We start from the raw sequence: 20,611 nt of genomic DNA on the forward strand, positions 1-20,611 counted from the left end.
ATCTCCTTATCAAGCGGCTCCATTCATTACATAGATGTATGAAAAATATGATTATAATGAATTATACATTATAAATAGCAGGTGTTACGATAAAAAACGGAAACATACTCGAGGATGTTTTTAGTTTCTTTTAACGACTGCTGTATACAGCTCCTACAAAATTTTATGATCATCATTTTCTAGCAGAAAGAAGGATTTGTTATGAAACGTATCGTACATCTGAGAAAGCGTAAGCTGGTTGCTCTATGAGTTACATAAAAAAAGGAACGCCCGTTTTTCGCAAAACGAGCTTTGCATTTTTTGCAGCCGGGTTTAATACATTTGCGATTTTATACTGCGCACAGCCTTTAATGCTAGCGTTCACAAAAGAATTTCATATTTCTCCAACAACTTCTAGCCTATCGCTTTCCGTTACAACCATAGCTTTGGCTATCAGTATGCTTATTTTCGGTTCGCTATCGGAAGTTTGGGGAAGAAAGCCTGTCATGGTCTATTCCATGCTTGCCGCTTCTTTATTATGTCTGTTGACTGCATGGAGCCCTACTTTTCATATTCTGCTATTTTTCCGAATAATGGTAGGAATTACGCTAGCCGGTCTGCCGTCAGTGGCAATGGCTTATTTAGGGGAAGAAATCGAAGCTAAAAGCCTTGGTTCAGCAATGGGCCTCTACATAAGCGGCAATGCAATTGGCGCGGTTGGCGGAAGAGTGATTGCGGGAACGCTCAGTGATTATTTCGGCTGGCACGGTGCAATAGCAGGGATTGGTATTATAAGTATAGCAGCGACCGTTATCTTTTGGATTAGCCTCCCTCCTTCACAGCACTTTCAATCTCGTAAATTAGAAGTTGGAAAGTTAGGGAAATCGTTACTTGATCATCTTAAAGATCCGAGGTTAGTTTGTTTATATGGCTTAGGATTTTTGTTGTTAGGCAGCAACGTCGCCTTATTTAACTATATTGGGTATGTACTAACGGCTCCACCTTATTCCTTAAGCCAAACGATTGTCAGCTGGGTCTTTTTAATTCTTATTATCGGAATGTTTAGTTCGGTGTGGACCGGCAGACTGGTAGACCGCTACGGAAAACAAAAAATACTTATGATCAACCTTTTAATTACGCTAGCCGGTGTCGTTTTAACGTTAAATCCTGCTTTACTTGCTAAAATAGCCGGTTTGGGCTTGTTTACGTTTGGGTTTTTCGGTAGCCATTCGATTGCCAGCAGCTGGGTAGGTCAGCGCGCTTTAACAAATAAAGCCCAGGCTTCTTCACTTTATTTGTTTCTATATTACACGGGGTCAAGCGTAGGCGGAACGCTCGGAGGAGTCTTTTGGTCGATGTTCGGCTGGAGGGGCCTCATTTGTATGATTATTGTTTTTTTATTGATTGCTTTTCTCCTTTCTGGTTTTCTTTTAAAGAGCTCAGTAAAGACAAGACGCGCTGCGAATGTTAAGGAAAGTTATTAAATGAAGGAAAACTAATTGGTATATCCTATTATCTAGATCAAGAAGTAGAAAAATACACATCAAAAAAGACCCCCTAAAAAAGGTCTTTTTTGATGCAGTCATTATGTAACTATTTATATTACTTATTTATCCTAAATCCTACTTACCTCTTGCAGTTGATCCTTTTGCTCACGTTTCACCATTTAATACAAGATGAATTTATAAACAAGCAAGTTTTAGAAAATGACAATTGCTGAATAAATAAGCAACACGCACATTATTACATTTATTTTTTTATCATATTTTGCAAATAGTTTTTTAAATACAGAACCACATGCAGTCCACAGTAGCAATGCGGTGCACCCTATAAATATAGTTAGACACACCAAAAAAAGTACAGCTGGTTTTGAATTAGTATAAGGGAGCACAAAAGTTGTCATGGCCGTTAAAAAATACAAAATACTTTTCACATTGAGAATTTGAAAAAACAGCCCCGAAAAAAAAGAAGAATGTGTACAGGAATTATCCTCTTTTTTCTTCTTAGAAAAAGCCATTTGCCATGCTAGGTAAACTAAATAGGCCGCACCAACAATCTTAAAGTAAGGTTCTACCATTGGTATCCACTGATACAGACTTGTTGCTAATAATGCAGTTACTACACCTAGAATAATAAACCCCAACATAATTCCACCGCTGAAGCGTAGGGATCTTCTGAATCCAAACCTTCTCCCTTCGTTCATTACCAAGATATTACTTGGGCCTGGAGTAAAAGATGTAATAATTAAATAGGAAAGGAATGCTGTAAAATTCATATAGTTAATTTCTCCTCTTACTAAAAAATTGTTGAATGAGTTACGTGCTTCATTGTAATATAAGCCTATCTATCGGTAAAATTGAAATAACAAATAATTACTATCGTTTTTTTAAATAGATAAGAGGAGTTTATGACCAATGGAGATACGACAATTTACTACGTTTCGAACGATTATCGATGTGGGGAGCTATACAAATGCGGCTCTAAAATTAGGCTATACTCAGTCAACTATCACTTCTCATATTAAAGCATTAGAACGCGAAGTTGGCGGAGAGTTATTCACTTATACTAAACGAGAGTTAAAATTGACTGCTCTAGGAAAAGAATTAATACCTTTAACCGACGAACTGTTATATACGTATAAACGTATATCCCATCTGAAAACTCATAATAAGGTCAGCGGCGAGCTGAAAATTGCTGCACCTGAGTCGCTAACTATTTCAAGATTAGGACCTATTCTAAAAAAATATTCAACTAAGTATCCCGATGTTAAGGTTATATTAAGCAATGGAACTTGCGGGCAAAATCAAACAGATCTTATGAGCGGAGATGTTGATGTTGCGTTTATGGTTTGGCCAAAATTAGAAGCAGATAATTTCATTCATCATGAGTTGCATAAAGAAGAAATTGTTTTAATTACAAGCCCGGATAAAAATCAGCACTTTGATGATTATAAAACCGATGGAACTACTGACTTCTTTATAACAAACGAAGAGGGATGCAGTTATCGTTCGATGTTTGAAAAGTATCTGGCTGCTCATAAACTGCCTAAATTTCAAACAATGGAGCTATGGAGTTTAGAAGCAATCAAACAGTCGGTAATGAGCGGATTAGGGTTTTCTGTACTTCCTTATATCACCGTAAAAAATGAGGTTGAAAAAGGATTATTAAACATTCTTGAACACAATGAACAATTTGTGCCCTTTTACTCGCATCTACTCGTCAAGTCAAAAAAGTGGCAATCTCCTGCTGTTGAAAAATTTATTGAGTTAACTCTAGAATCCATATAAACACGACCTCGATAAAAATTAATAAACTTTTTTGCATACAAAACTGCCCCTCCAGTTGTCAGTCATTCTAATTAGAGGGGCCAGTCTTTTTATCACAGCACATACTCGAAACCAAGTTAAAAGTAGTAAATTTCTAGATGAATACAAGCCGTTTTTATATAATGATACGTGGGACGAACTGATGCCAATCTATGACCTAAGTTTACTGTCTACTTGCTATCAATAGTGTTCGTGTTAGCTATAGATGTATTATGGCAAGACTATTTTTATTAAAAACCTGACTGCAAAACACATTCTTTCTTGTATGTACCCCTTTAAAGCAGACTTTTTTAGAGTTTAACCCGTTCTACTAACTGCAGCAATTCATCATTAGGTCCGTGAAATAAAATCATCCGTCCGCCTTCAAGCGTTGGCTGAGGCTCAGATGATAAAAATTCAATTCCTTTGCTCTTATAATGTTGAATCGCCTTATTTATATCCTCTACCGTAAAGGCAAGATGGTTAACAATCCCGCTATTGGTATACTCGCCAATCGGATCAATATCTCGAATGAGCTCAATTTCAATACCCGGCTGTTCTTCAAGATACAAAAAAGCCATCTCTCTTTTTTCGGTAGAGCCTTGAAGGCGAACTTTAAAGCCAAACATATCCCCGTAGTAGTGAATCGTTTCATCCATATTTCTAACAATAATTGCTGTATGTTCCATTTTCTTAATCATTCATCTTCTCCCTTTCCCCATGTTTAGTAAGTACAAGTAAACTATACAACAATTTAGGCAATATGTATTTACATATAGTAAGGGAATTCAAGCACTCTATCAATGAGTCGGCTATGAGTTGAAAAATAACAAACAAAAAAACAAACCCCATTGGTTTGTTTTGGTTACATATTATATAGTCAGTCTCTGTTTCAACAACGTTCGATAAGCCATGTTTTGTACCTTTGTACTGCAAACGATTTTACTCTCGTACTCAGGCGGTAATCATCTATCTACGATTACGCATGTAACCGTCCGTCTCTCCGTTAAATTCCTTCGAGACAGTTCCCCTACCATTGTTTGGGTTTCTCGCTCGTGGGGTTTACCGCGTTCCACCTTTGCTGTTTCCAGCAAAGCTTCGTCACTGTGGCACTTTCAGGGATACTCGACCATATCCGAGGACTTAGGTGGTTTTTCCCGCCGTCAGCTAAGCTATAAGCCAAGCTGCCCTAGCTTATTTTTTCACTAGGCACGAACACTACGGGCATCTCAGCACCGTGCGAGCATGGACTTTCCTCTACATCAAATGATGCAGCGATTACCTGAACGTTATTTCAGATCGTGTATGAGTAGTATATGCGTTTTAATAAGCCAAATCAAATGTAACTTTTGGAACGGATTCCATTTCAATTTTTACAGCAAATTAAATAAAATAACTTGTTTCTGTACACTCTTTTTAGTAGATGAATCACCCGCAAATTCAAGAAATATTCTCTTCATCCATTTCTACGAGGGATACTTTGTTTCTTTGTAGAATATTCTATACACCACACAAAAAGATGACAGAGGTGATGAAACATGAACGCTGATTTAAAATTTGATTTTCATACCCATCACGACCGATGCGGACATGCTCGCGGAACGATTCGAGATTACATAGAGGCGTCTATTGATAAAGGCCTTGATATTATTGGGATTTCGGATCATTCTCCTTATTTTGCGAGCGAAGAAGAGCAGCCGTACCCTCACATTGCGATGGGAAAAAGCGCATTCTCCGGATATGTAGCTGAGATTTTGAAACTAAAAGAAGAATATAAAGAGAAAATTGAAGTGCTGTTAGGCGTGGAGTCTGATTTCTTTCCTGAGCATGCGGGAATATATCAAAGCCACTATGAAAAATATCCGTTTGACTACATAATCGGCTCTGTCCATCAAGTTGATGAAATCAGTATCTTTCATAAAACGCGCTGGGAAGGACTTTCTCAAAAAGAAAAACAGCGCACGAAAGAAACGTATTATCAATTGATCCAAGAGTCCGCCCGAAGCAGAATGTTTCAGATTCTTGGCCATATTGATGCCATGAAAGGATTCTATCCCTCCTTTTCTTCTATCGAGACAGCTGTAATCGATCAGACGCTAAAAGTGATTTCGGCACATGACATTGCTATAGAAGTGAATACATCAGGCAAAACCAAAGACTGCGGAGGCTGGTATCCTGCAGACGATATTTTAGAAAGAGCCCTGCACTACGGGGTACACATTACATTTGGTTCTGATGCTCATGACCCAGAGCGTATTGGCGACGACTTTGAACTAGTAAAAAAGCGTCTTAAAGAAATCGGCTTTACGGATTGGGTCTTTTTTAGACAGAAAAAAATGCAGATGACACCTTTATAAAACTTAAATAGAACTCCAATAAAAATATGCCTGAAGACACGGAGATGAAGGACATCTCGTGTTTTCAGGCATGTGTTTTTCACTGAGAAACTTTGACTTTTGTAGATGAAGATAAATCTTCTCCATTTGTTTCAATTACTTGTTGTTTAGGCACCATTTTTTCATCGTCTTGAACTACCCTTGTATTCCCTGTACTACTAATTTCCTACATAAAATATCCACATTTCATTTCAACTGTGCTACATTTAACTAAAAATGCTTTCTTAATGAGGGATACAATTTTGAATTTAGATTTAACAGCTTATATAACGCTTATCTGTACGTCCGGTGTTCTTAATCTATACTTATGTTTTTACGTATTTATTAAGCGTCACCACTACGCTAACATTGCCCATTTATTTATTCTTCATACAGGCTTCACCTCTATTTATTGTATGGGTGCGGCGTTTAGCTTACTATCCGTTAACCTCGGAGAAATGAAATTTTGGACCGCTATTCAATACGTGGGCATGCCTTTTTCGCCTCCTGCAGGACTGCTGTTTGTTATGCAGTATGTCGGCATAAAGGTAAGAAAAAAACATATTTTCGCCCTTTTTATCATTCCGTTTATTAGTTTGATCATGGTCGCAACAAATGACTGGCATCACCTTCATTACCGAGTGTTTGAAATTGATCCCGTTCTAGGTGCTCCTTACGTTCATCAAGAAATTGGGCCATGGTACACAATTCACGGCATGTTCATCTTTTCGTCTATGTTCGTTGCTTTTTTGCTAGCCGTTTACCGCTGGAAAGAAACAGCCAAAGCTTACCGCCTGCAGTTAATTTCATTAATGGTCGGTCAATTAGTCCCTATCGTCACAGCTTTTATCTATTTAATGGGCTTTACGCCGCAGGGAATTGATCCAGTTCCGATGGTTTTATGGGTTTCTTCATTTTTATATTTATGGTCCATTAACTCATCGCGTATGTTTACAGTCATGCCCGTTGCGAAAGACGCGATATTTAACAGCATCAATGACGGCGTTGTCGTGCTCGATGAAAGCTATAGATTAATTGAATTTAATCTAGCGTCTAAAAACATGTTTCCGCAGCTAAAAAAGTCGATGCTTGGAAAACATTTTGCTGATATTTGGGTGACGCTGTCCGGCCGTTCGTTTCCTTTTGCATTAGAAAATACAAAAAGCAGTCATGAGCTGGAGCTTTTTTCTGAAGATCAATCTTCGTATACGTATCAAGTTCGCACTTCTCCTTTGCAGTATGCTAACAACAGTCACGGCTTGCTGCTTATTTTTACAGATATCACGGAGCTAAAAAGACTTCAGCTAAAGCTTGAAAATCAAGCTTATTACGATGAGCTGACGCAAATCTATAATCGTCGGGCATTTTTTCAACACAGCAAGCAAGCGTTCGATGAAGCAAAAAAGTCCGCATCTTCTTTTACACTTCTTTTACTTGATATTGATTATTTTAAAAAAGTGAACGACACGTATGGTCATTATGCCGGCGATCAGGTGCTTGTACATGTCGTAAAAGCCTGCGAGTCCGCATTGCCGCAAGGAGCCCTTTTTGCTCGGTACGGCGGTGAAGAATTTGTACTCACGCTAAAGGGCCATACTTTATCTGAAGGCGAAACGCTTGCTGACCAAATTCGCCGTCACGTCGAGACTCAGCCCTTACTGATTAATGAAAAAACCATTTCTGTTACGCTAAGTCTTGGAGTAGCACAAGCGGAAAAACAAGAAAATGAAACGTTAGATGAGCTGTTGAATAAAGCAGATATCGCCCTGTACGCTGCCAAACAACATGGACGCAACCAAGTACGTGTATATAAAGAAATAAAAGAAATCTTAGAAAGAACCTAAACAGCACTGTTTCGGTTCTTTTTTCTTTTGAGTACTATTCTTTCATTTATCAAGTAAAAGTGCTAAAAGACTTGATTTTGTTTATGTATTTGAAAACAGCTCATCCTATAAACTAGAGGTAGATCAAAAAAAGGAGAGATAGAGATGAAGATTACACACATTCGAAATGCTACTTTACTTGTTGAATACGGGGGAAAAACGTTTTTAATTGATCCTATGTTAGCGGAAAAAGGCACGTACCCTCCCTTTCCAAATTCGATCAGACAAGATCAAAACAACCCTTTAGTGAGCCTGCCGTTATCCGTTGAAGAGATTATTGAGGGTATTGATGCCGTCATTCTCACTCACCTTCATTTGGACCATTTTGACGATGCCGCTAAGCAGGCGTTGCCAAACGATATCAAAATGTTCGTTCAAAATGAAGAAGATGCCGCAGTAGTAAGAGCTGATGGTTTTAAAAATGTAGAAGTACTAACAAAGAACACGGTCTTTGAAAACATCCAATTATCCAAAACAAAAGGTGAACACGGAAGAGGAGAAATTTTAAAGCGTACTGGTTTAGTATGCGGCGTTGTTTTTAAACACAAGAGCGAAAAAACGCTTTATATAGCTGGAGATACGGTATGGTATTCCGCTGTTGAAGAAGAAATCAACACCCATCAACCGGATGTCATTGTCGTAAACGGCGGCGATAATCAATTTTTAGAAGGCGGTTCTCTTGTGATGGGGAAAGAAGATATTTACGAAGTACACAAAGCGGCCCCTCATGCTACGATTCTTTCTGTCCATATGGAAGCTGTCAATCACTGGACCCTATCAAGAGAAGAGTTAAAAAGCTTTATCAACGAAAAAGATATGGCGTCCCGTGTCTTAGTTCCAGATGATGGCGAGGTCTATACTTTTTAAGAGAGAAGATGAGACAAAAGTATTTAAGTTGAAGAAAGGTCCGAACGAGTTTGGTTCTTAGTTGAGAATCAAATACGTTCGGATCTTTTCATTGATGTAGTTATGTCTCCCTCTCTCTTTTATAGCTCTTTAATTTATCAAGTAGTAGTCGTAGTAGCAACTGCTGAAGTGCTCGCAATAACCGCTAGCATAGCTGCTTGCTGAGCTTGAATAATGGTTTCAATCGTTGTATAGATGCCCGTTTCGACCACTCTAGAATCCTTCAGTTTTTCACTGATAACCAAATTAACCGCCAGCATAACGTTGATGTCTTTCTGCCATTTAAAAAGTTTATCTGCATTTAACTGCTTCACCACTTCATGGATAAGTTCAATTTCAGTTTCTGGTTTTTCAAACAGTGCTAATAAGCCAATGACCGGGTAATGCATTGCCTTTACTTTCATGCCTGCCGATTCACAGGCTTCTTTTACTGATACGCATCTTTCAATAAGGGTATCTGCATCTAAATTTTTATCGATTGAAAGAATATGACTTAAAAATTGAAGGTCATTTCCTTTTTTAAATCCATGCTGTGCCAATGTTGTATAGAAGTGTTCAATTTCATGCATGAGATCATCAGTAGACTCGCTCGTTTCAGCTAATAAAACGGCAAGAGGTACATCGCCGCTTGACGTAAGGAAAAGGTGCTTTCTTTTCATGCCTTGATAAATTTCTGCGGATCTTCGGACCATTTCTTTATGACTTCGGCTTGACTCATTCGACAGCATAGCCGAAGCCGCAATGTACGTAAAAGCGCCTCTCGTAAATCCGCCTTGTATCAATTGATCGTATACGTCAAGAAACTCATGAAACGTTTCTTTTGGATTCTCATAGCGAGTATCAAGCATAGCTGCTATTGTAAAACGCTGTGATGATTTTAACGTAGAAAACATCCCTACTTGATTTTTAATATAGTCGCTTAACTCGAGATAATCCTGAAGCTCGAGCGATTTACCTTTCACTGCATAAATAGAAGCGATAGCCATAAACTGCTTGTGATCTGCCGCTTTCCATTTGAGCTCATTTTTTAAGCTTATATAAAAATCTCTATACTGATTTACTTTTTGTTGAATCGTTTCCGGGAGCATATCAACACGTCCTTTATTCGTCGTTAGCTTATATACGTAGCACTTCAACAAAAGTTTCAATATTTGGTAAATATCCTATACATTTATTACATACAAAAAAGACCTCGGAATATTCCGAGGTCTTTTTTTGTTCAGTTCTATTTATTAACCTCTTCCCGCTTGGAAAGAAGGATATTTTGTCATACCGCCATCCGCAAATAATGTAATACCTGTTACATAGCTTGCTTGTGATGATGCTAAGAATGCTGCAACTGACGCGATTTCTTCCGGGTTACCGATGTAGCCCATTGGAATCATACTTTCTACGTCTGCACGCTGTTCTGGATCAGCGAATTTTTCAGCGTTAATTGGTGTATCAATTGCCCCAGGTCCAATGTTATTCACGCGGATTCCTTTTGGTGCATATTCAAGAGCCAATGTTTCCGTCATCAGCTTCATGCCGCCTTTACTTGCTGCATAGTGAACAAATAATGGCCAAGGAATCATTTCGTGAACGCTAGACATGTTAATAACGTTACCTTTAATGTCGTTTTCAACAAAATATTTGATTGCTTCACGGCTTCCTAAAAACGCGCCCGTTAAGTTTGTGTCAATTACTTGATTCCAGTTTTCTAATGATAATTCATGAGAAGGAACCGGGTTTTCAACACCAGCATTATTAATCATAACGTCTAATGTGCCAAATTCTTTAACAGCTGTCTCTACAAGGTTCACAACGTCTTCTTCTTTTGTTACGTCGCCTCGAACAATAATTGCTTGACCGCCAGCTTGTTCAATTTCTTTTTTTACTTCTAGCGCTTCGTCTTCGTTGCTGCGGTAGTTTACAACCACTTTTGACTGCTCTTGTCCAAAACGAACGGCCATTGCGCGACCCAATCCTTTTGATCCGCCTGTTACAACTACTACTTTATCTTTTAAATCTGTATACATCTTGAAGTCCTCCTACTTTTCCTGTTTAATATGTCTTGTTATACTGTACTAATTACAAATACAGTTTAGGTTTTAAAAAGAGAATAAACATTTTTCTATCTCTTCTTTGTCAAACTGTCATTCATTTAAAGAGCAGTAAATTCAATTTTGCTCCCTTTTCGTTACTTATCGTAACCAAGAGAGATAAAGTAGTCAAACTTTTTGTTTGATCATTTTTATCATTTCTTTTTTCCTTACTCTCTTTATAGTTGTTTGTTCCCTGGAGAATGAGTCTTCACACTTCCAATTCACACCACTTCAAAAGTTTAAACTTTTTCCCTTGCAATTCTTAAATCAATGTATTATATTGTTGATGTATCAATTATTGATATGTCAAACAATTGTCCACAATCAAAAATATGGAAATGACAATAAATATGTTTAACGCCTAAAAAGAAAGGAATAATGACTATGACTACAAAAGACTTTAACGAAATTGCTTTAAAACGTCGTTCAATTAAAAAATATGATCCTTCAGTAAAAATTAGCCGTGAGGAAATGGAGGAAATTCTTACAGAAGCTATGCGCGCTCCTTCTTCTGTTAATATGCAGCCGTGGCGCTTTGTTGTAATTGAAACGCCGGAAGGAAAAGAAAAGCTAGCTGAACTTGCGAAATTTAACAGTGAACAAGTTCATACATCTTCAGCTGTTATTGCCGTGTTTGGTGATATGAATAACGTTGAATATGCAGATGAGATTTTCGGCAAGGCCGTAGAGCTGGGCTATATGCCTCAAGACATTAAAGAACAGCAGCTAAATTTCTTTAAGCCGATTTACGAAAACATGCCAAAAGCAGATATGAAAGACATCGTGCTGATCGATTCAGGTCTTGTGTCTATGCAGCTTATGCTTGTGGCTCGTGCTCACGGGTATGATACAAATCCAATCGGCGGATACGAAAAACACTTAATCGCAGAAGCATTCGGTCTAGATAAAGAACGTTATCTTCCAATTATGCTTATCTCAATCGGAAAAGCAGCAAGCGAAGGTCATGCTTCTTACCGTCTACCGGTCAATACGGTTACGACTTGGAAATAAGCAGCTAGTTCTATTCAATAAGTAAAGAGCTAAAAATGTGAAGTAAAAGGAGACTTTCTGATGAATAACTATCAAGAACTTACAAAAAAACAGCTTTCATTCTTCAACAGCGGTAAAACAAAAGACGTTGCGTTCCGTATCGAAACGCTAAAAAAATTAAGAGAACTTGTTGTGGGTCATGAAGACGACATTTTAAAAGCAGTAAAAGCTGATCTTAACAAACCAGAAATGGAAGCAAAACGTGCAGAAGTTGGTCTTGTACTAAGCGAAATCGACTTTGCAGTTGAGAATCTTGCAGAATGGGCAGCGCCAAAAGAAGTAGAAACACCATCTACTCACGCTGGAGCAAAAAGCTACATTTATCAAGATCCATACGGTTTAGCTCTAGTGATTGCACCTTGGAACTATCCGTTCCAACTTGCTGTATCACCAGTAGTAGGCGCGATTGCTGCAGGTAACTGCGTGGTGTTAAAGCCTTCTGAATTAACACCTCATACGTCAAGCCTTCTTGCTAAGATGTTTAATGAAAACTTCCCTGAAGAATACTTGACTGTAGTCGAAGGTGAAGTGGAAACAAGCACGGCTTTACTAAAAGAAAACTTTGATTACATCTTCTTTACAGGAAGTACAATGGTCGGCAAAATTGTAGCAGAAGCTGCAGCTAAACATTTAACGCCTGTTACGCTAGAACTAGGCGGAAAAAGTCCTACAATTGTACACGAAGATGCTAATATTGAAGAAGCAGCTAAACGTATTGCGCGCGGTAAATTTGCAAATGCTGGTCAAACGTGCGTAGCGCCAGACTACATTCTTGTTCAGCGAAATGTAAAAGACGAGCTGCTAGCTAACCTAAAACAAGTCGTAACAAACACGTACGGCGAAGATGTTTCACAAAATCTAGACTTCCCTCACGTAGTGAGCGAAAAGCATTTTGATCGTCTTAACAGCTTCTTAACAAACGGAGATATCGTTTTTGGAGGCAAAACGGACCGTTCTCGTCTGTTTATTGAACCAACTGTTCTTGACAACATCTCATGGGAAGACAATGTGATGCAAGATGAAATCTTTGGACCAATTCTTCCAGTCATCGTATACGATGAAATCTCAGAAGTAATCCAAGCAATCGTAAAACGTCCAAAACCATTGGCACTTTATCTTTTCTCTGAAGATGAAGCAGTCCAAGATCACATCTTAAACAGCGTGTCATTCGGCGGGGGTTCTATTAACGATACAATTAACCACATGACATCTCACTACCTTCCATTTGGCGGCGTTGGTGACAGCGGAATGGGTGCGTATCACGGAAAAGCAAGCTTTGATACATTTTCACATGCTAAAAGCATCTTAAAACGTTCGAATAAATAAAGAAAAAGCCGAAGTCAAACGCTGACTTCGGCTTTTTTTATTCTTTCATTTGTTTGGCGATTTGTTCATACTGCTCTTCTTTTTTTGTGGAAACCGCTAAATCGCAAAGAATATGTAAAAAATATTTTTTATCTTGAACAAATAAATACTCTTCTTCAAAGCCTTTAGAAATGTATACGGCAAACTCCCAGATGTCGTCATAATAAGCTGGCCCAATGGCCTCAGCGAGATTTCCAAGCGTTTTGAGCAGCTCCATCGTAATGATAATATTCCGTCTCGCATAGTGCCGGATATTAGCAAATCCATCATATAAAAAGTCCTCAAACTTTTTGTCAGGGATCACCATTCGTATCACGCCTTTATCATCAACTAAGTAAGAAGAAAATTGACTCGCGGCACAAATTTCCCGAAGAATATCGCTAATTTGGTGAATGGAGTTAACCGCCGTTTTGAAGTCATCATTTCCTAGTGATTTAATCGCCATCTCCACAAACTTGGTAATAATATACGTCGTGTCTTGAATATCAGTCTGGGATTTCCCTACATGGATGTATTGGTGAAAGACGGTGCAATCCATTTCATCGTGCTCTGTCGAATCTCTATGCCAATAATAAAACAATACGGTTCCGCTGAGCACATAATCCCCTACTTCACGCTCCATTTTTATCACTAAATTATGCTCTTTGGCACAGTGAATCAATTGGCTGTAGTTCAACGTTTGAATATAGCCAGATGTTTGAATACATACCGGCTTTTTCTCTCCTTCTGGAAAGGAAAATTGTTCGCTATGACTAGACTGCGTTCGATGAATCTCCAGTTCCTCGCGAATCGTTGTCTTAATCGCTTTTATGGACGCTGTTTTCATCGATTGAGTCATATGATTTACTTGCAGCCACTTAACAGAATGATTAATGAAGTAGACAAACGTGCCCGCACTAAAAACAGAAAGGGCTGTCGTCACAAACGGAATCGCAAAATATCCGTCTACTTGAGAGCTGTTTAAAAAAAGAAAGACAAAAAGTGTATACAAAAAACTCCCTATAAAAATACCTAAAATTCGCTGAGTAGACTTAGAAGAAGCAAAGTTTTTTAACACGCGAGGAGAAAACTGAGCTGCAAATGATGTAAACACAACAAGCATTAAGTTAAAGGTAAATGTGGTAATCGATAAAATCCCGGGCATAATCGTACTCACTAACGTATTCGTTAAATCCATGTTGATTGAAAAAAATGAAGGGACCTTCTCTCCTACTTTGCAATAATAGTCAAGAAACAGCGTCAGTGCAGCTAAAAGAACAGAAAAGAAAGCATAAATTAAGGGACTAAACCAGATTTGACTAGTTAACTCATCTTTAAACGCGCGAGGAGAAAGCTGTTTCCTTGCAGCTATCCATCTAAATGTATTCATATAAAACCTTCCTTTTTATTTGTAAATCTCTAACTTTTTTCTTAGTTCCCTTAATTTTTCTAATTATGCTTATACAATGGAAAAAATCTATTTTTTAAGATATAGGCACACAACGCAAAAAAGAGGTTGAGATACCCCTAATTATTTCATCTAAATGAGTACAAATAGAATACATGAGCTGAACCGCTCATGACGCGGCCGGTGAGCCTTTCCCCGCAGGAGTCTTCGCCTCGCCCTCCAATCAACTGCTAGAAGGAACTGAATGAAGATATGAAAGCTATGTTCACCATCCAAACAAAAAATCCGAACGCGTTGGATTCTCAATCAAGAATCCATCACGTTCGGATTTTCTTTCAACTAACCTCATTTTATCTCAGCCTCTTTTAACTCTTATCTTTTTACCAGCCTCGGCTCGCTCCGCCGCCTCCGGAGCTGCCGCCTCCCCCTCCGCGAGGACCGCTTCCACTGCCGCCACCTCCGCCGCCTCTTCCTCCAAACATGACAAGGAAGTTTAGCAGAAATTGAGTGATGGCTCCTTTAAAAAAGACAAAGTCAAGGATAAGCAAGCCCACAATAACAGCTGCAATCAGCAGCGTTTGAAGCGTTGTGAAATGAACACCGCTATCAGAAGGAGGGGCTGCTTTTGGCACTTTTTGTTCAAAATCTGTTCCTAAATCATACTCTTTTACGACTTGGTTATAAACAGCTTTGTATGTGCTTTCTAGCGCCGTATCGTATTTGCCGTTTTTTAAGTTAGGAATAGCATAAGAGTCAATGATTTCTCCAGATTTGATATCGGTGATAGCTCCTTCTAACCCATACCCTACTTCGATTCGGATTTTTTGTTCTTTTTTAGCGAGCAAAATAAGAACGCCATTGTTCAGCTTTTTATCACCGAGTTTGTACTTTCGAAACGCTTCATTTGCGTACTCTTCTACATCCGAATCACCTAATGAATTCACCGTAAGAATCGCTACTTGAGCTTTCGTTTCATCATCTAACTTTCTGCCCATTTGATTGATATCCGCTTTTTCCTGGTCATTTAACAGATGAGCAAAATCTTGAACGTAAATATCGCCTACCGGATTTGGGATATCAGGTGCAGCAAAAGCAACGCTTACCGTATTACATAAAAGAGATAATAATAAAGCAAACGAAGCAAGAAATTTCATCACTTATCGCTCCCAAAATCAACTTTCGGCGCTTGTTTTTCTTCATTTGTTACTTCAAAATATGATTTTTCATCAAACCCAAACGTGCGCGCAAACATGTTTTTAGGAAATCCCTTAACGGATTTATTATATTTTGCAACTTCATCATTATAGTCTTTACGCGCTACAGCGAGTCGATTTTCCGTTCCTTCTAAGCTATCCATCAAGCTTCTGAAGTTTTCATTTGCTTTTAAATCCGGATACTTTTCAACCACTACAAGCAGGCGATTTAACGCGCCGCTTAATTGCTGATCTGCATCAGCTTTATCTTCAGGCGTTTTCGCTCCCGCTAGCTGCGCTCTTGCCTGAGTGACTGAATCAATTGCTTCCTGTTCATGCTTAGCGTAGCCTTTTACCGTTTCCACCAAGTTAGGAATTAAATCAGATCGTCTTTTTAGTTGGTTATCCACTTGGGAAAATTTATTATCTACATCTTCCTCTGCGCTAACGAGGCCATTGTAAGAGCTTATTCCGTAAATTACAATAAGCACTAACACAACAATCGTAGCGATCAAACCTTTGTTTCTCAATGTATTACCTCTTTTCTTCATCAAAATTATGTATCTATTTACTAGTACGAATCATACCCTAAAAAGATTCATTTTTTGCCAATTTTATTAAGGGCAAACAGATGAACTAGCGTTATAATGTGCCTATAGCGCTTCTTTTATAGTCTCTCCTTTTTCTAGCACATGTCATACCTTACCACCTTTGTGCCACTAGCACAAAGGAATTAGTTTTATCGTACAACAATGGAAAAAGTCAGAATCTTGTCCACTATGCATCTAGAAAAAAACAAGACAAGCTAACGAGTAGCTTATAACTTTATTTGTTATAAGCTGCTCATTTTTATATCTGATTGCCATATGCGTTATCAAGATTCGCTAAATCGGTTTGATCAAACACGTCTGGATCCAAGTTCGTATTTTTCATTCGCGCACAAGCAGCCGAAATGTCTCCATAGGTTGAGTTGATTCCAACAGATTTAACATCCGCTGTGTGTCCGTTGTGAAGAACTTCTCCAAAATTCATCGATCCGTTTCTTGCCATACCATTAATTCTCGTGTTACAGATGTTAATAACTCCTGCCATGACCATACCACCTTTTCTTAAAGAGAATTTGTACATCATATGTTGTGACAAGCCTATGTGTGAAAAGTTTTTATAAAACACAAGGCAAGGTACAAACATTAGTGAATTTATTCATTTCACCCTGCTTCACCCAAAGTTTCCACATGTTTTTATGCTTTTTCTGTTACAATAAATGCATAAGTTATTTTTCATCCATATTGTTTGAAGGAGGATACGTAATATGGACGAACCAAAAGATATTCAACCTAAAGTAGAAAAAAGTTTCGAACTGATTGGCAAGAAGTGGACAGGATTAATCATCTATGTGCTTATGAGCGGTCCTAAACGCTTTAGTGAATTAAATGAAAGTATACCAGCTTTAAGCAGAAGGCTGTTGACAGAACGGATTAAAGAGCTTGAAGACCACGGAATCGTTGTCCGAAATGTCATTCCCGACCGCCCTATTCGTTCTGAATATTCGCTGACTCAAAAAGGAACAGAGTTAGGTAAAATACTAGGACCGATTAGCCAGTGGGCAGAAAGCTGGGTCCAAGATTAATAAAACTACTCCATAGAAAGGATGAGCATCATGGCAAATGTTCTCTATATTACTGCACACCCTTTAGCTGAAGACGAATCGCTTAGCATGGCTGTAGGGAAAGAATTTATTGACGTGTATAAGCAAACCCATCCAGAAGATGATGTGGTTCATTTAGATTTATATCAAGCAGATATTCCATACTTAGATGCAGACGTATTTAACGGATGGAAAAAGCTTCGTTCTCACTCCTCCATCCAGGATTTATCAACGGATGAACGATTAAAAGTGGGACGGTTAGCCGAACTAGGCGGACAGTTCGTACTCGCTGACAAATATATTTTTGTCACGCCAATGTGGAATTTTTCTGTTCCTGCGATCATGAAAACGTACATTGATGCGATTACCGTGTCAGGTAAAACCTTTACATATACAAAAGAAGGCGCTCAAGGATTGCTTAAAGGAAAAAAAGCAATTCACATTCAGTCCCGCGGAGACGTGTATTCAGAAGGCCCTGAAATGGCAAGAGAAATGGGCCACCGCTATTTAGAAATCATGATGGACTTCTTTGGAATCGAAGCGTTTGAAAGCATTATTATTGAAGGGCAAGTAAAATTCCCGGATCAAATTCCGCAAATTAAAGAAAAAGCACTCCAAAAAGCACATTCAATGGCCAAAACGTTTTAAATTCAATAAGAATCAAAAAGACCTCGAAGCTGACCGGGGTCTTTTTCTTTTCTTTCCTCTTCCCTACATTATATTTCCCTTGAAATATTCCTCTCTTTCTGTCTCGTTTTGCGCTAAAAATATATGTTAAACAAACGGTTAAACGCTGTTATTTTTTGTTACTATTAATAACGCATGAAAGAAAAATATATAATTTTTCTTTTTCGTTTTTTAATTATCCACCTTCAAAAAAAGATAGTTCCTCTAGATAAATAACGTTTAAAATCACACTTCAACCTGAAAAAACCCTTATTTTTAAAGGATTCAGCCATAAAATCCAAAAGCATAATACTCTTAAAAATGTTTGTGAACATGATAAAACCAAATAAAAAACCTTTGACTAAATTTGTTACGTAAGTTACTATTAATAACGTAGTAGATGTTTTCGAACATATTATCTTTAATTCATAAAACAACATTTATATATTGAAAACAGAAAGGTGAAAAGAATTATGGCAAAAGTATTATATATTACAGCAAACCCTAACGATGCTACGCAATCATTCAGTATGGCTGCGGGAGATGCATTTATTAATGAGTATAAAGAAGTAAACCCAACGGATGAGATTGTTCACGTTAACTTATATCAAGAGCATATCCCTCACATCGACGGCGATGTATTCAGCGGATGGGGCAAACTTGGAAGCGGCGCAGAATTTGATACACTTACTTCTGAAGAACAGCGCAAAGTTGCTCGCTTAAACGAATTAAGTGACCAATTTGCTCAAGCGGACAAATATGTATTTGTTACACCAATGTGGAACTTCTCATTCCCTCCAGTGATGAAAGCATACTTAGATGCTGTAGCAGTAGCTGGAAAATCATTTAAATATACAGCAGAAGGTTCTGTAGGTCTATTAACAGATAAAAAAGCGTATCATATTCAAGCAAACGGCGGTATCTACTCTCGCGGCCCTGCTGGTGAACTAGAAATGGGTCACCGCTATATGCGCATTATGATGAACTTCTTTGGGGTTCCTTCTATCGGAAGCCTATTTGTAGAAGGACAGGCTGCAATGCCAGATAAAGCACAAGAAATTAAAGAAGACGGTATTGCTCGCGCTAAAGAAGCTGCACGTACGTTCTAATAACAAATATAAGCACAAAAAAAAGGAACATCTCCCCATGTTCCTTTTTTTTGTGCTTATAATTATATCTTTGCCTCCCCGCGCAGCAGCGAATAAACGTATGTATCAAACGGGATATTGTTTTGATATAGGTACTCTCTTAACGTCCCTTCTTTTTTAAATCCTACTTTGCTTAACAAAGCGATAGATCCGCTATTTTGCGTAAATACAATCGCTCCTATGCGATTGTATTGAAGTTCGTTGAATCCATAAGAGACCGCTTCATGAACGGCTTCCGTTGCGTATCCTTTGTTCCAGTGCTCTGGAAAAAGTGCATAGCTTATATTTGCTTTTTTATGTTCTGCAGACCACTCTTGAAACCCTATTGTGCCAATCAGCTTTTCGTTTTCTTTTAGCTGAATCCCCCATTTAATCAACTGCTTTTCTTCGTAGCCTTTGGAAAAATTCTTAATGATCCCTTTCACTTGGTCAATCGATTCTAAAGATTTTTGCCCGTAATAGCGCAGCACGTCTTCATCAGAAAAGCATTCTAAAATCTCACCCGCATCATTTTCTACAATTTTTCTTAATATCAGCCGTTTTGTCTCTAATTCCGGAAATATTTTCTTCCCTCTTTTCTGCGCAGCTTATCTATCTACGGTAAACCATACTATTCTCCTCTCAACTAGCAATATCCTGCTAAAACCTCACCCGGGAGGGCTCATTTCCTATCCAAATAGTCGATTTACAGCAGAGATAGTGGTATTTTATATAGTGGGCATACGTTGCTTTTTATCAATACAGAGGCGGTGAACGCAGAAATGAACCAAGATAAAGAATTGCTGTCCACGATACACGCTCTTCAAAAAGAGCTGCAGCAAGAAAAAGAAAACCGTGCGTATATGCAAAAAGATATGGACGAACTAAGAAGCGCTTTATTACAATCAGAACAAGTAAAACAAAACTTAATTGATCAGCTAGAAAAGAAAGTTGATTTGATTTTAACGTTGATTCAAAAAGGAGACGCATAAAGGAATGGATTTTTTTAAAAACAGCAAAATACTATACACCATTGTAGCACTTGTGATTGCTCTCATCGCTGTATTTACCAACAATTCGCCTATTTCCCTCATTCAGCAGCATGAAAATTCAAGCAGCACATCCAGCAGTACATCGGGGAGTACATCAGACACTACATCAAGCAACGAATGCTCTGCAGAGACTCAAAGCGACAGGTTATTTACCGGCAAAGAGCTTGTCTTACAAGAAGGAAATGATAAATACGGATATTGCCACATTGTCGCGCATATGCAAAAACCAGGAGCGGACAATTACCATGGTAAAAGCCAATTCAGCAAGTATTTAAATGAAAAACAAGCCATGTCTATTGCCGAAGAAGTCATTAACGAAGGTGAAGACGGCACCAATAATAAATCTGGCAATTACGTTAAAGAAAAGTACATTAGTTCTTTAAACCAAGAAGTTAGAGTTGTGTATACCGACTACAGAGGCAAAGACTACGACTACAGTGTAACGACCATGTATCCAATAGGTCATTAACCCTAATATATACAATGAAAAAAGCAGGCCCACGCCTGCTTTTTTTCATTGTACCTCTTCTCATTATCTACAGCTCTAGAAAGTTAATAATTGATTTAAAGTCTATTTGATATGTAAAAAAT

Annotated in this window: 21 protein-coding genes and 1 other RNA gene; 12 read left to right on the forward strand and 10 right to left on the reverse strand. The window is 38.3% G+C overall.

From position 1 onward, the window contains the following. The first annotated feature begins 245 nt into the window (after nt 1-245). Nucleotides 246-1,463 (forward strand): MFS transporter, encoded by a 1,218-nt coding sequence (locus tag MKX72_RS16975; RefSeq protein ID WP_034263827.1) that lies wholly within the window; start codon nt 246-248, stop codon nt 1,461-1,463. Nucleotides 1,464-1,678: 215 nt separating this feature from the next. Here MKX72_RS16975 and MKX72_RS16980 read toward each other — a convergent pair whose 3' ends face one another. Then, nucleotides 1,679-2,254, reverse strand: coding sequence for a LysE family transporter (locus MKX72_RS16980; protein ID WP_033580263.1), 576 nt, complete (start codon nt 2,252-2,254; stop codon nt 1,679-1,681). A gap of 139 nt (nt 2,255-2,393) precedes the next feature. Here MKX72_RS16980 and MKX72_RS16985 point away from each other — a divergent pair, with 139 nt between their 5' ends. Further along, nucleotides 2,394-3,266 carry a LysR family transcriptional regulator gene (locus MKX72_RS16985; RefSeq protein ID WP_033580262.1) on the forward strand — a complete coding sequence of 291 codons (873 nt, stop codon included), beginning with the start codon at nt 2,394-2,396 and terminating at the stop codon, nt 3,264-3,266. A 329-nt stretch (nt 3,267-3,595) separates the two neighbouring features. Here MKX72_RS16985 and MKX72_RS16990 read toward each other — a convergent pair whose 3' ends face one another. Both MKX72_RS16990 and rnpB read right to left on the reverse strand, forming a co-directional pair. Continuing rightward, nucleotides 3,596-3,985 (reverse strand): VOC family protein, encoded by a 390-nt coding sequence (locus MKX72_RS16990; RefSeq protein ID WP_033580261.1) that lies wholly within the window; start codon nt 3,983-3,985, stop codon nt 3,596-3,598. 200 nt (nt 3,986-4,185) lie between these two features. Further along, an RNA gene (rnpB, locus tag MKX72_RS16995) (RNase P RNA component class B) lies at nt 4,186-4,574 on the reverse strand. A gap of 248 nt (nt 4,575-4,822) precedes the next feature. Between rnpB and MKX72_RS17000 the strand changes: the two genes are divergently transcribed. The 3 genes from MKX72_RS17000 to MKX72_RS17010 all read left to right on the forward strand — a co-directional run bounded on the left by MKX72_RS17000 (nt 4,823) and on the right by MKX72_RS17010 (nt 8,409). Continuing rightward, nucleotides 4,823-5,641 (forward strand): histidinol-phosphatase, encoded by an 819-nt coding sequence (locus tag MKX72_RS17000; protein WP_033580259.1) that lies wholly within the window; start codon nt 4,823-4,825, stop codon nt 5,639-5,641. 281 nt (nt 5,642-5,922) lie between these two features. Then, complete coding sequence (locus MKX72_RS17005; RefSeq protein ID WP_034263824.1) at nt 5,923-7,503, forward strand: histidine kinase N-terminal 7TM domain-containing diguanylate cyclase; 1,581 nt, start codon at nt 5,923-5,925, stop codon at nt 7,501-7,503. Between the two features lie 144 nt (nt 7,504-7,647). Continuing rightward, a complete protein-coding gene (locus MKX72_RS17010) occupies nt 7,648-8,409 on the forward strand; it encodes an MBL fold metallo-hydrolase (protein WP_034263823.1) in 762 nt (253 codons plus the stop codon). A 137-nt stretch (nt 8,410-8,546) separates the two neighbouring features. Here MKX72_RS17010 and MKX72_RS17015 read toward each other — a convergent pair whose 3' ends face one another. Beyond that, nucleotides 8,547-9,596 (reverse strand): DUF4003 family protein, encoded by a 1,050-nt coding sequence (locus tag MKX72_RS17015; protein ID WP_235918735.1) that lies wholly within the window; start codon nt 9,594-9,596, stop codon nt 8,547-8,549. An 84-nt stretch (nt 9,597-9,680) separates the two neighbouring features. Next, nucleotides 9,681-10,466, reverse strand: a complete 786-nt coding sequence (gene gdh, locus MKX72_RS17020; RefSeq protein ID WP_034650269.1) for a glucose 1-dehydrogenase — start codon at nt 10,464-10,466, stop codon at nt 9,681-9,683. A gap of 450 nt (nt 10,467-10,916) precedes the next feature. Here gdh and MKX72_RS17025 point away from each other — a divergent pair, with 450 nt between their 5' ends. After that, nucleotides 10,917-11,543 carry a nitroreductase family protein gene (locus MKX72_RS17025; protein WP_080754489.1) on the forward strand — a complete coding sequence of 209 codons (627 nt, stop codon included), beginning with the start codon at nt 10,917-10,919 and terminating at the stop codon, nt 11,541-11,543. 60 nt (nt 11,544-11,603) lie between these two features. Beyond that, nucleotides 11,604-12,908 (forward strand): aldehyde dehydrogenase, encoded by a 1,305-nt coding sequence (locus MKX72_RS17030; RefSeq protein WP_155007863.1) that lies wholly within the window; start codon nt 11,604-11,606, stop codon nt 12,906-12,908. Nucleotides 12,909-12,945: 37 nt separating this feature from the next. On the opposite strand, the gene MKX72_RS17035 is transcribed toward MKX72_RS17030, so the two are convergent. The 4 genes from MKX72_RS17035 to MKX72_RS17050 all read right to left on the reverse strand — a co-directional run bounded on the left by MKX72_RS17035 (nt 12,946) and on the right by MKX72_RS17050 (nt 16,619). Further along, nucleotides 12,946-14,316 carry a DUF2254 domain-containing protein gene (locus MKX72_RS17035; protein WP_047750403.1) on the reverse strand — a complete coding sequence of 457 codons (1,371 nt, stop codon included), beginning with the start codon at nt 14,314-14,316 and terminating at the stop codon, nt 12,946-12,948. A gap of 398 nt (nt 14,317-14,714) precedes the next feature. Continuing rightward, nucleotides 14,715-15,488 (reverse strand): TPM domain-containing protein, encoded by a 774-nt coding sequence (locus MKX72_RS17040; RefSeq protein WP_155007862.1) that lies wholly within the window; start codon nt 15,486-15,488, stop codon nt 14,715-14,717. Next, nucleotides 15,488-16,057: a LemA family protein gene (locus tag MKX72_RS17045; RefSeq protein WP_080754488.1), complete on the reverse strand. Its 570-nt coding sequence runs from the start codon at nt 16,055-16,057 to the stop codon at nt 15,488-15,490. Before MKX72_RS17045 ends, MKX72_RS17040 begins: the two co-directional genes overlap by 1 nt. 319 nt (nt 16,058-16,376) lie before the next feature. Further along, nucleotides 16,377-16,619 carry a spore germination protein gene (locus tag MKX72_RS17050; protein WP_098627597.1) on the reverse strand — a complete coding sequence of 81 codons (243 nt, stop codon included), beginning with the start codon at nt 16,617-16,619 and terminating at the stop codon, nt 16,377-16,379. 220 nt (nt 16,620-16,839) lie between these two features. Between MKX72_RS17050 and MKX72_RS17055 the strand changes: the two genes are divergently transcribed. From MKX72_RS17055 to MKX72_RS17065, 3 genes are all read left to right on the forward strand, one after another. Next, nucleotides 16,840-17,157 carry a winged helix-turn-helix transcriptional regulator gene (locus MKX72_RS17055; protein WP_013058076.1) on the forward strand — a complete coding sequence of 106 codons (318 nt, stop codon included), beginning with the start codon at nt 16,840-16,842 and terminating at the stop codon, nt 17,155-17,157. A 30-nt stretch (nt 17,158-17,187) separates the two neighbouring features. After that, on the forward strand, nt 17,188-17,823 hold the full coding sequence (locus tag MKX72_RS17060) for an FMN-dependent NADH-azoreductase (protein ID WP_028414603.1): 636 nt from the start codon (nt 17,188-17,190) through the stop codon (nt 17,821-17,823). 491 nt (nt 17,824-18,314) lie between these two features. Then, a complete protein-coding gene (locus MKX72_RS17065; RefSeq protein WP_033580247.1) occupies nt 18,315-18,950 on the forward strand; it encodes an FMN-dependent NADH-azoreductase in 636 nt (211 codons plus the stop codon). Between the two features lie 62 nt (nt 18,951-19,012). On the opposite strand, the gene MKX72_RS17070 is transcribed toward MKX72_RS17065, so the two are convergent. Further along, complete coding sequence (locus MKX72_RS17070; RefSeq protein ID WP_034268516.1) at nt 19,013-19,552, reverse strand: GNAT family N-acetyltransferase; 540 nt, start codon at nt 19,550-19,552, stop codon at nt 19,013-19,015. A 198-nt stretch (nt 19,553-19,750) separates the two neighbouring features. On the opposite strand from MKX72_RS17070, the gene MKX72_RS17075 reads away from it, so the two are divergent. Together MKX72_RS17075 and MKX72_RS17080 are read left to right on the forward strand one after the other, a co-directional pair. Beyond that, complete coding sequence (locus MKX72_RS17075; RefSeq protein ID WP_014459119.1) at nt 19,751-19,960, forward strand: hypothetical protein; 210 nt, start codon at nt 19,751-19,753, stop codon at nt 19,958-19,960. A 4-nt stretch (nt 19,961-19,964) separates the two neighbouring features. Then, the gene (locus MKX72_RS17080) at nt 19,965-20,489 is read left to right on the forward strand and encodes a hypothetical protein (protein WP_034268513.1); all 525 of its coding nucleotides are present in this window, start codon (nt 19,965-19,967) and stop codon (nt 20,487-20,489) included. Nucleotides 20,490-20,611: the final 122 nt, after the last annotated feature.

Source organism: Priestia sp. FSL R5-0597 (assembly GCF_038006305.1).
Classification (GTDB): domain Bacteria; phylum Bacillota; class Bacilli; order Bacillales; family Bacillaceae_H; genus Priestia; species Priestia zanthoxyli.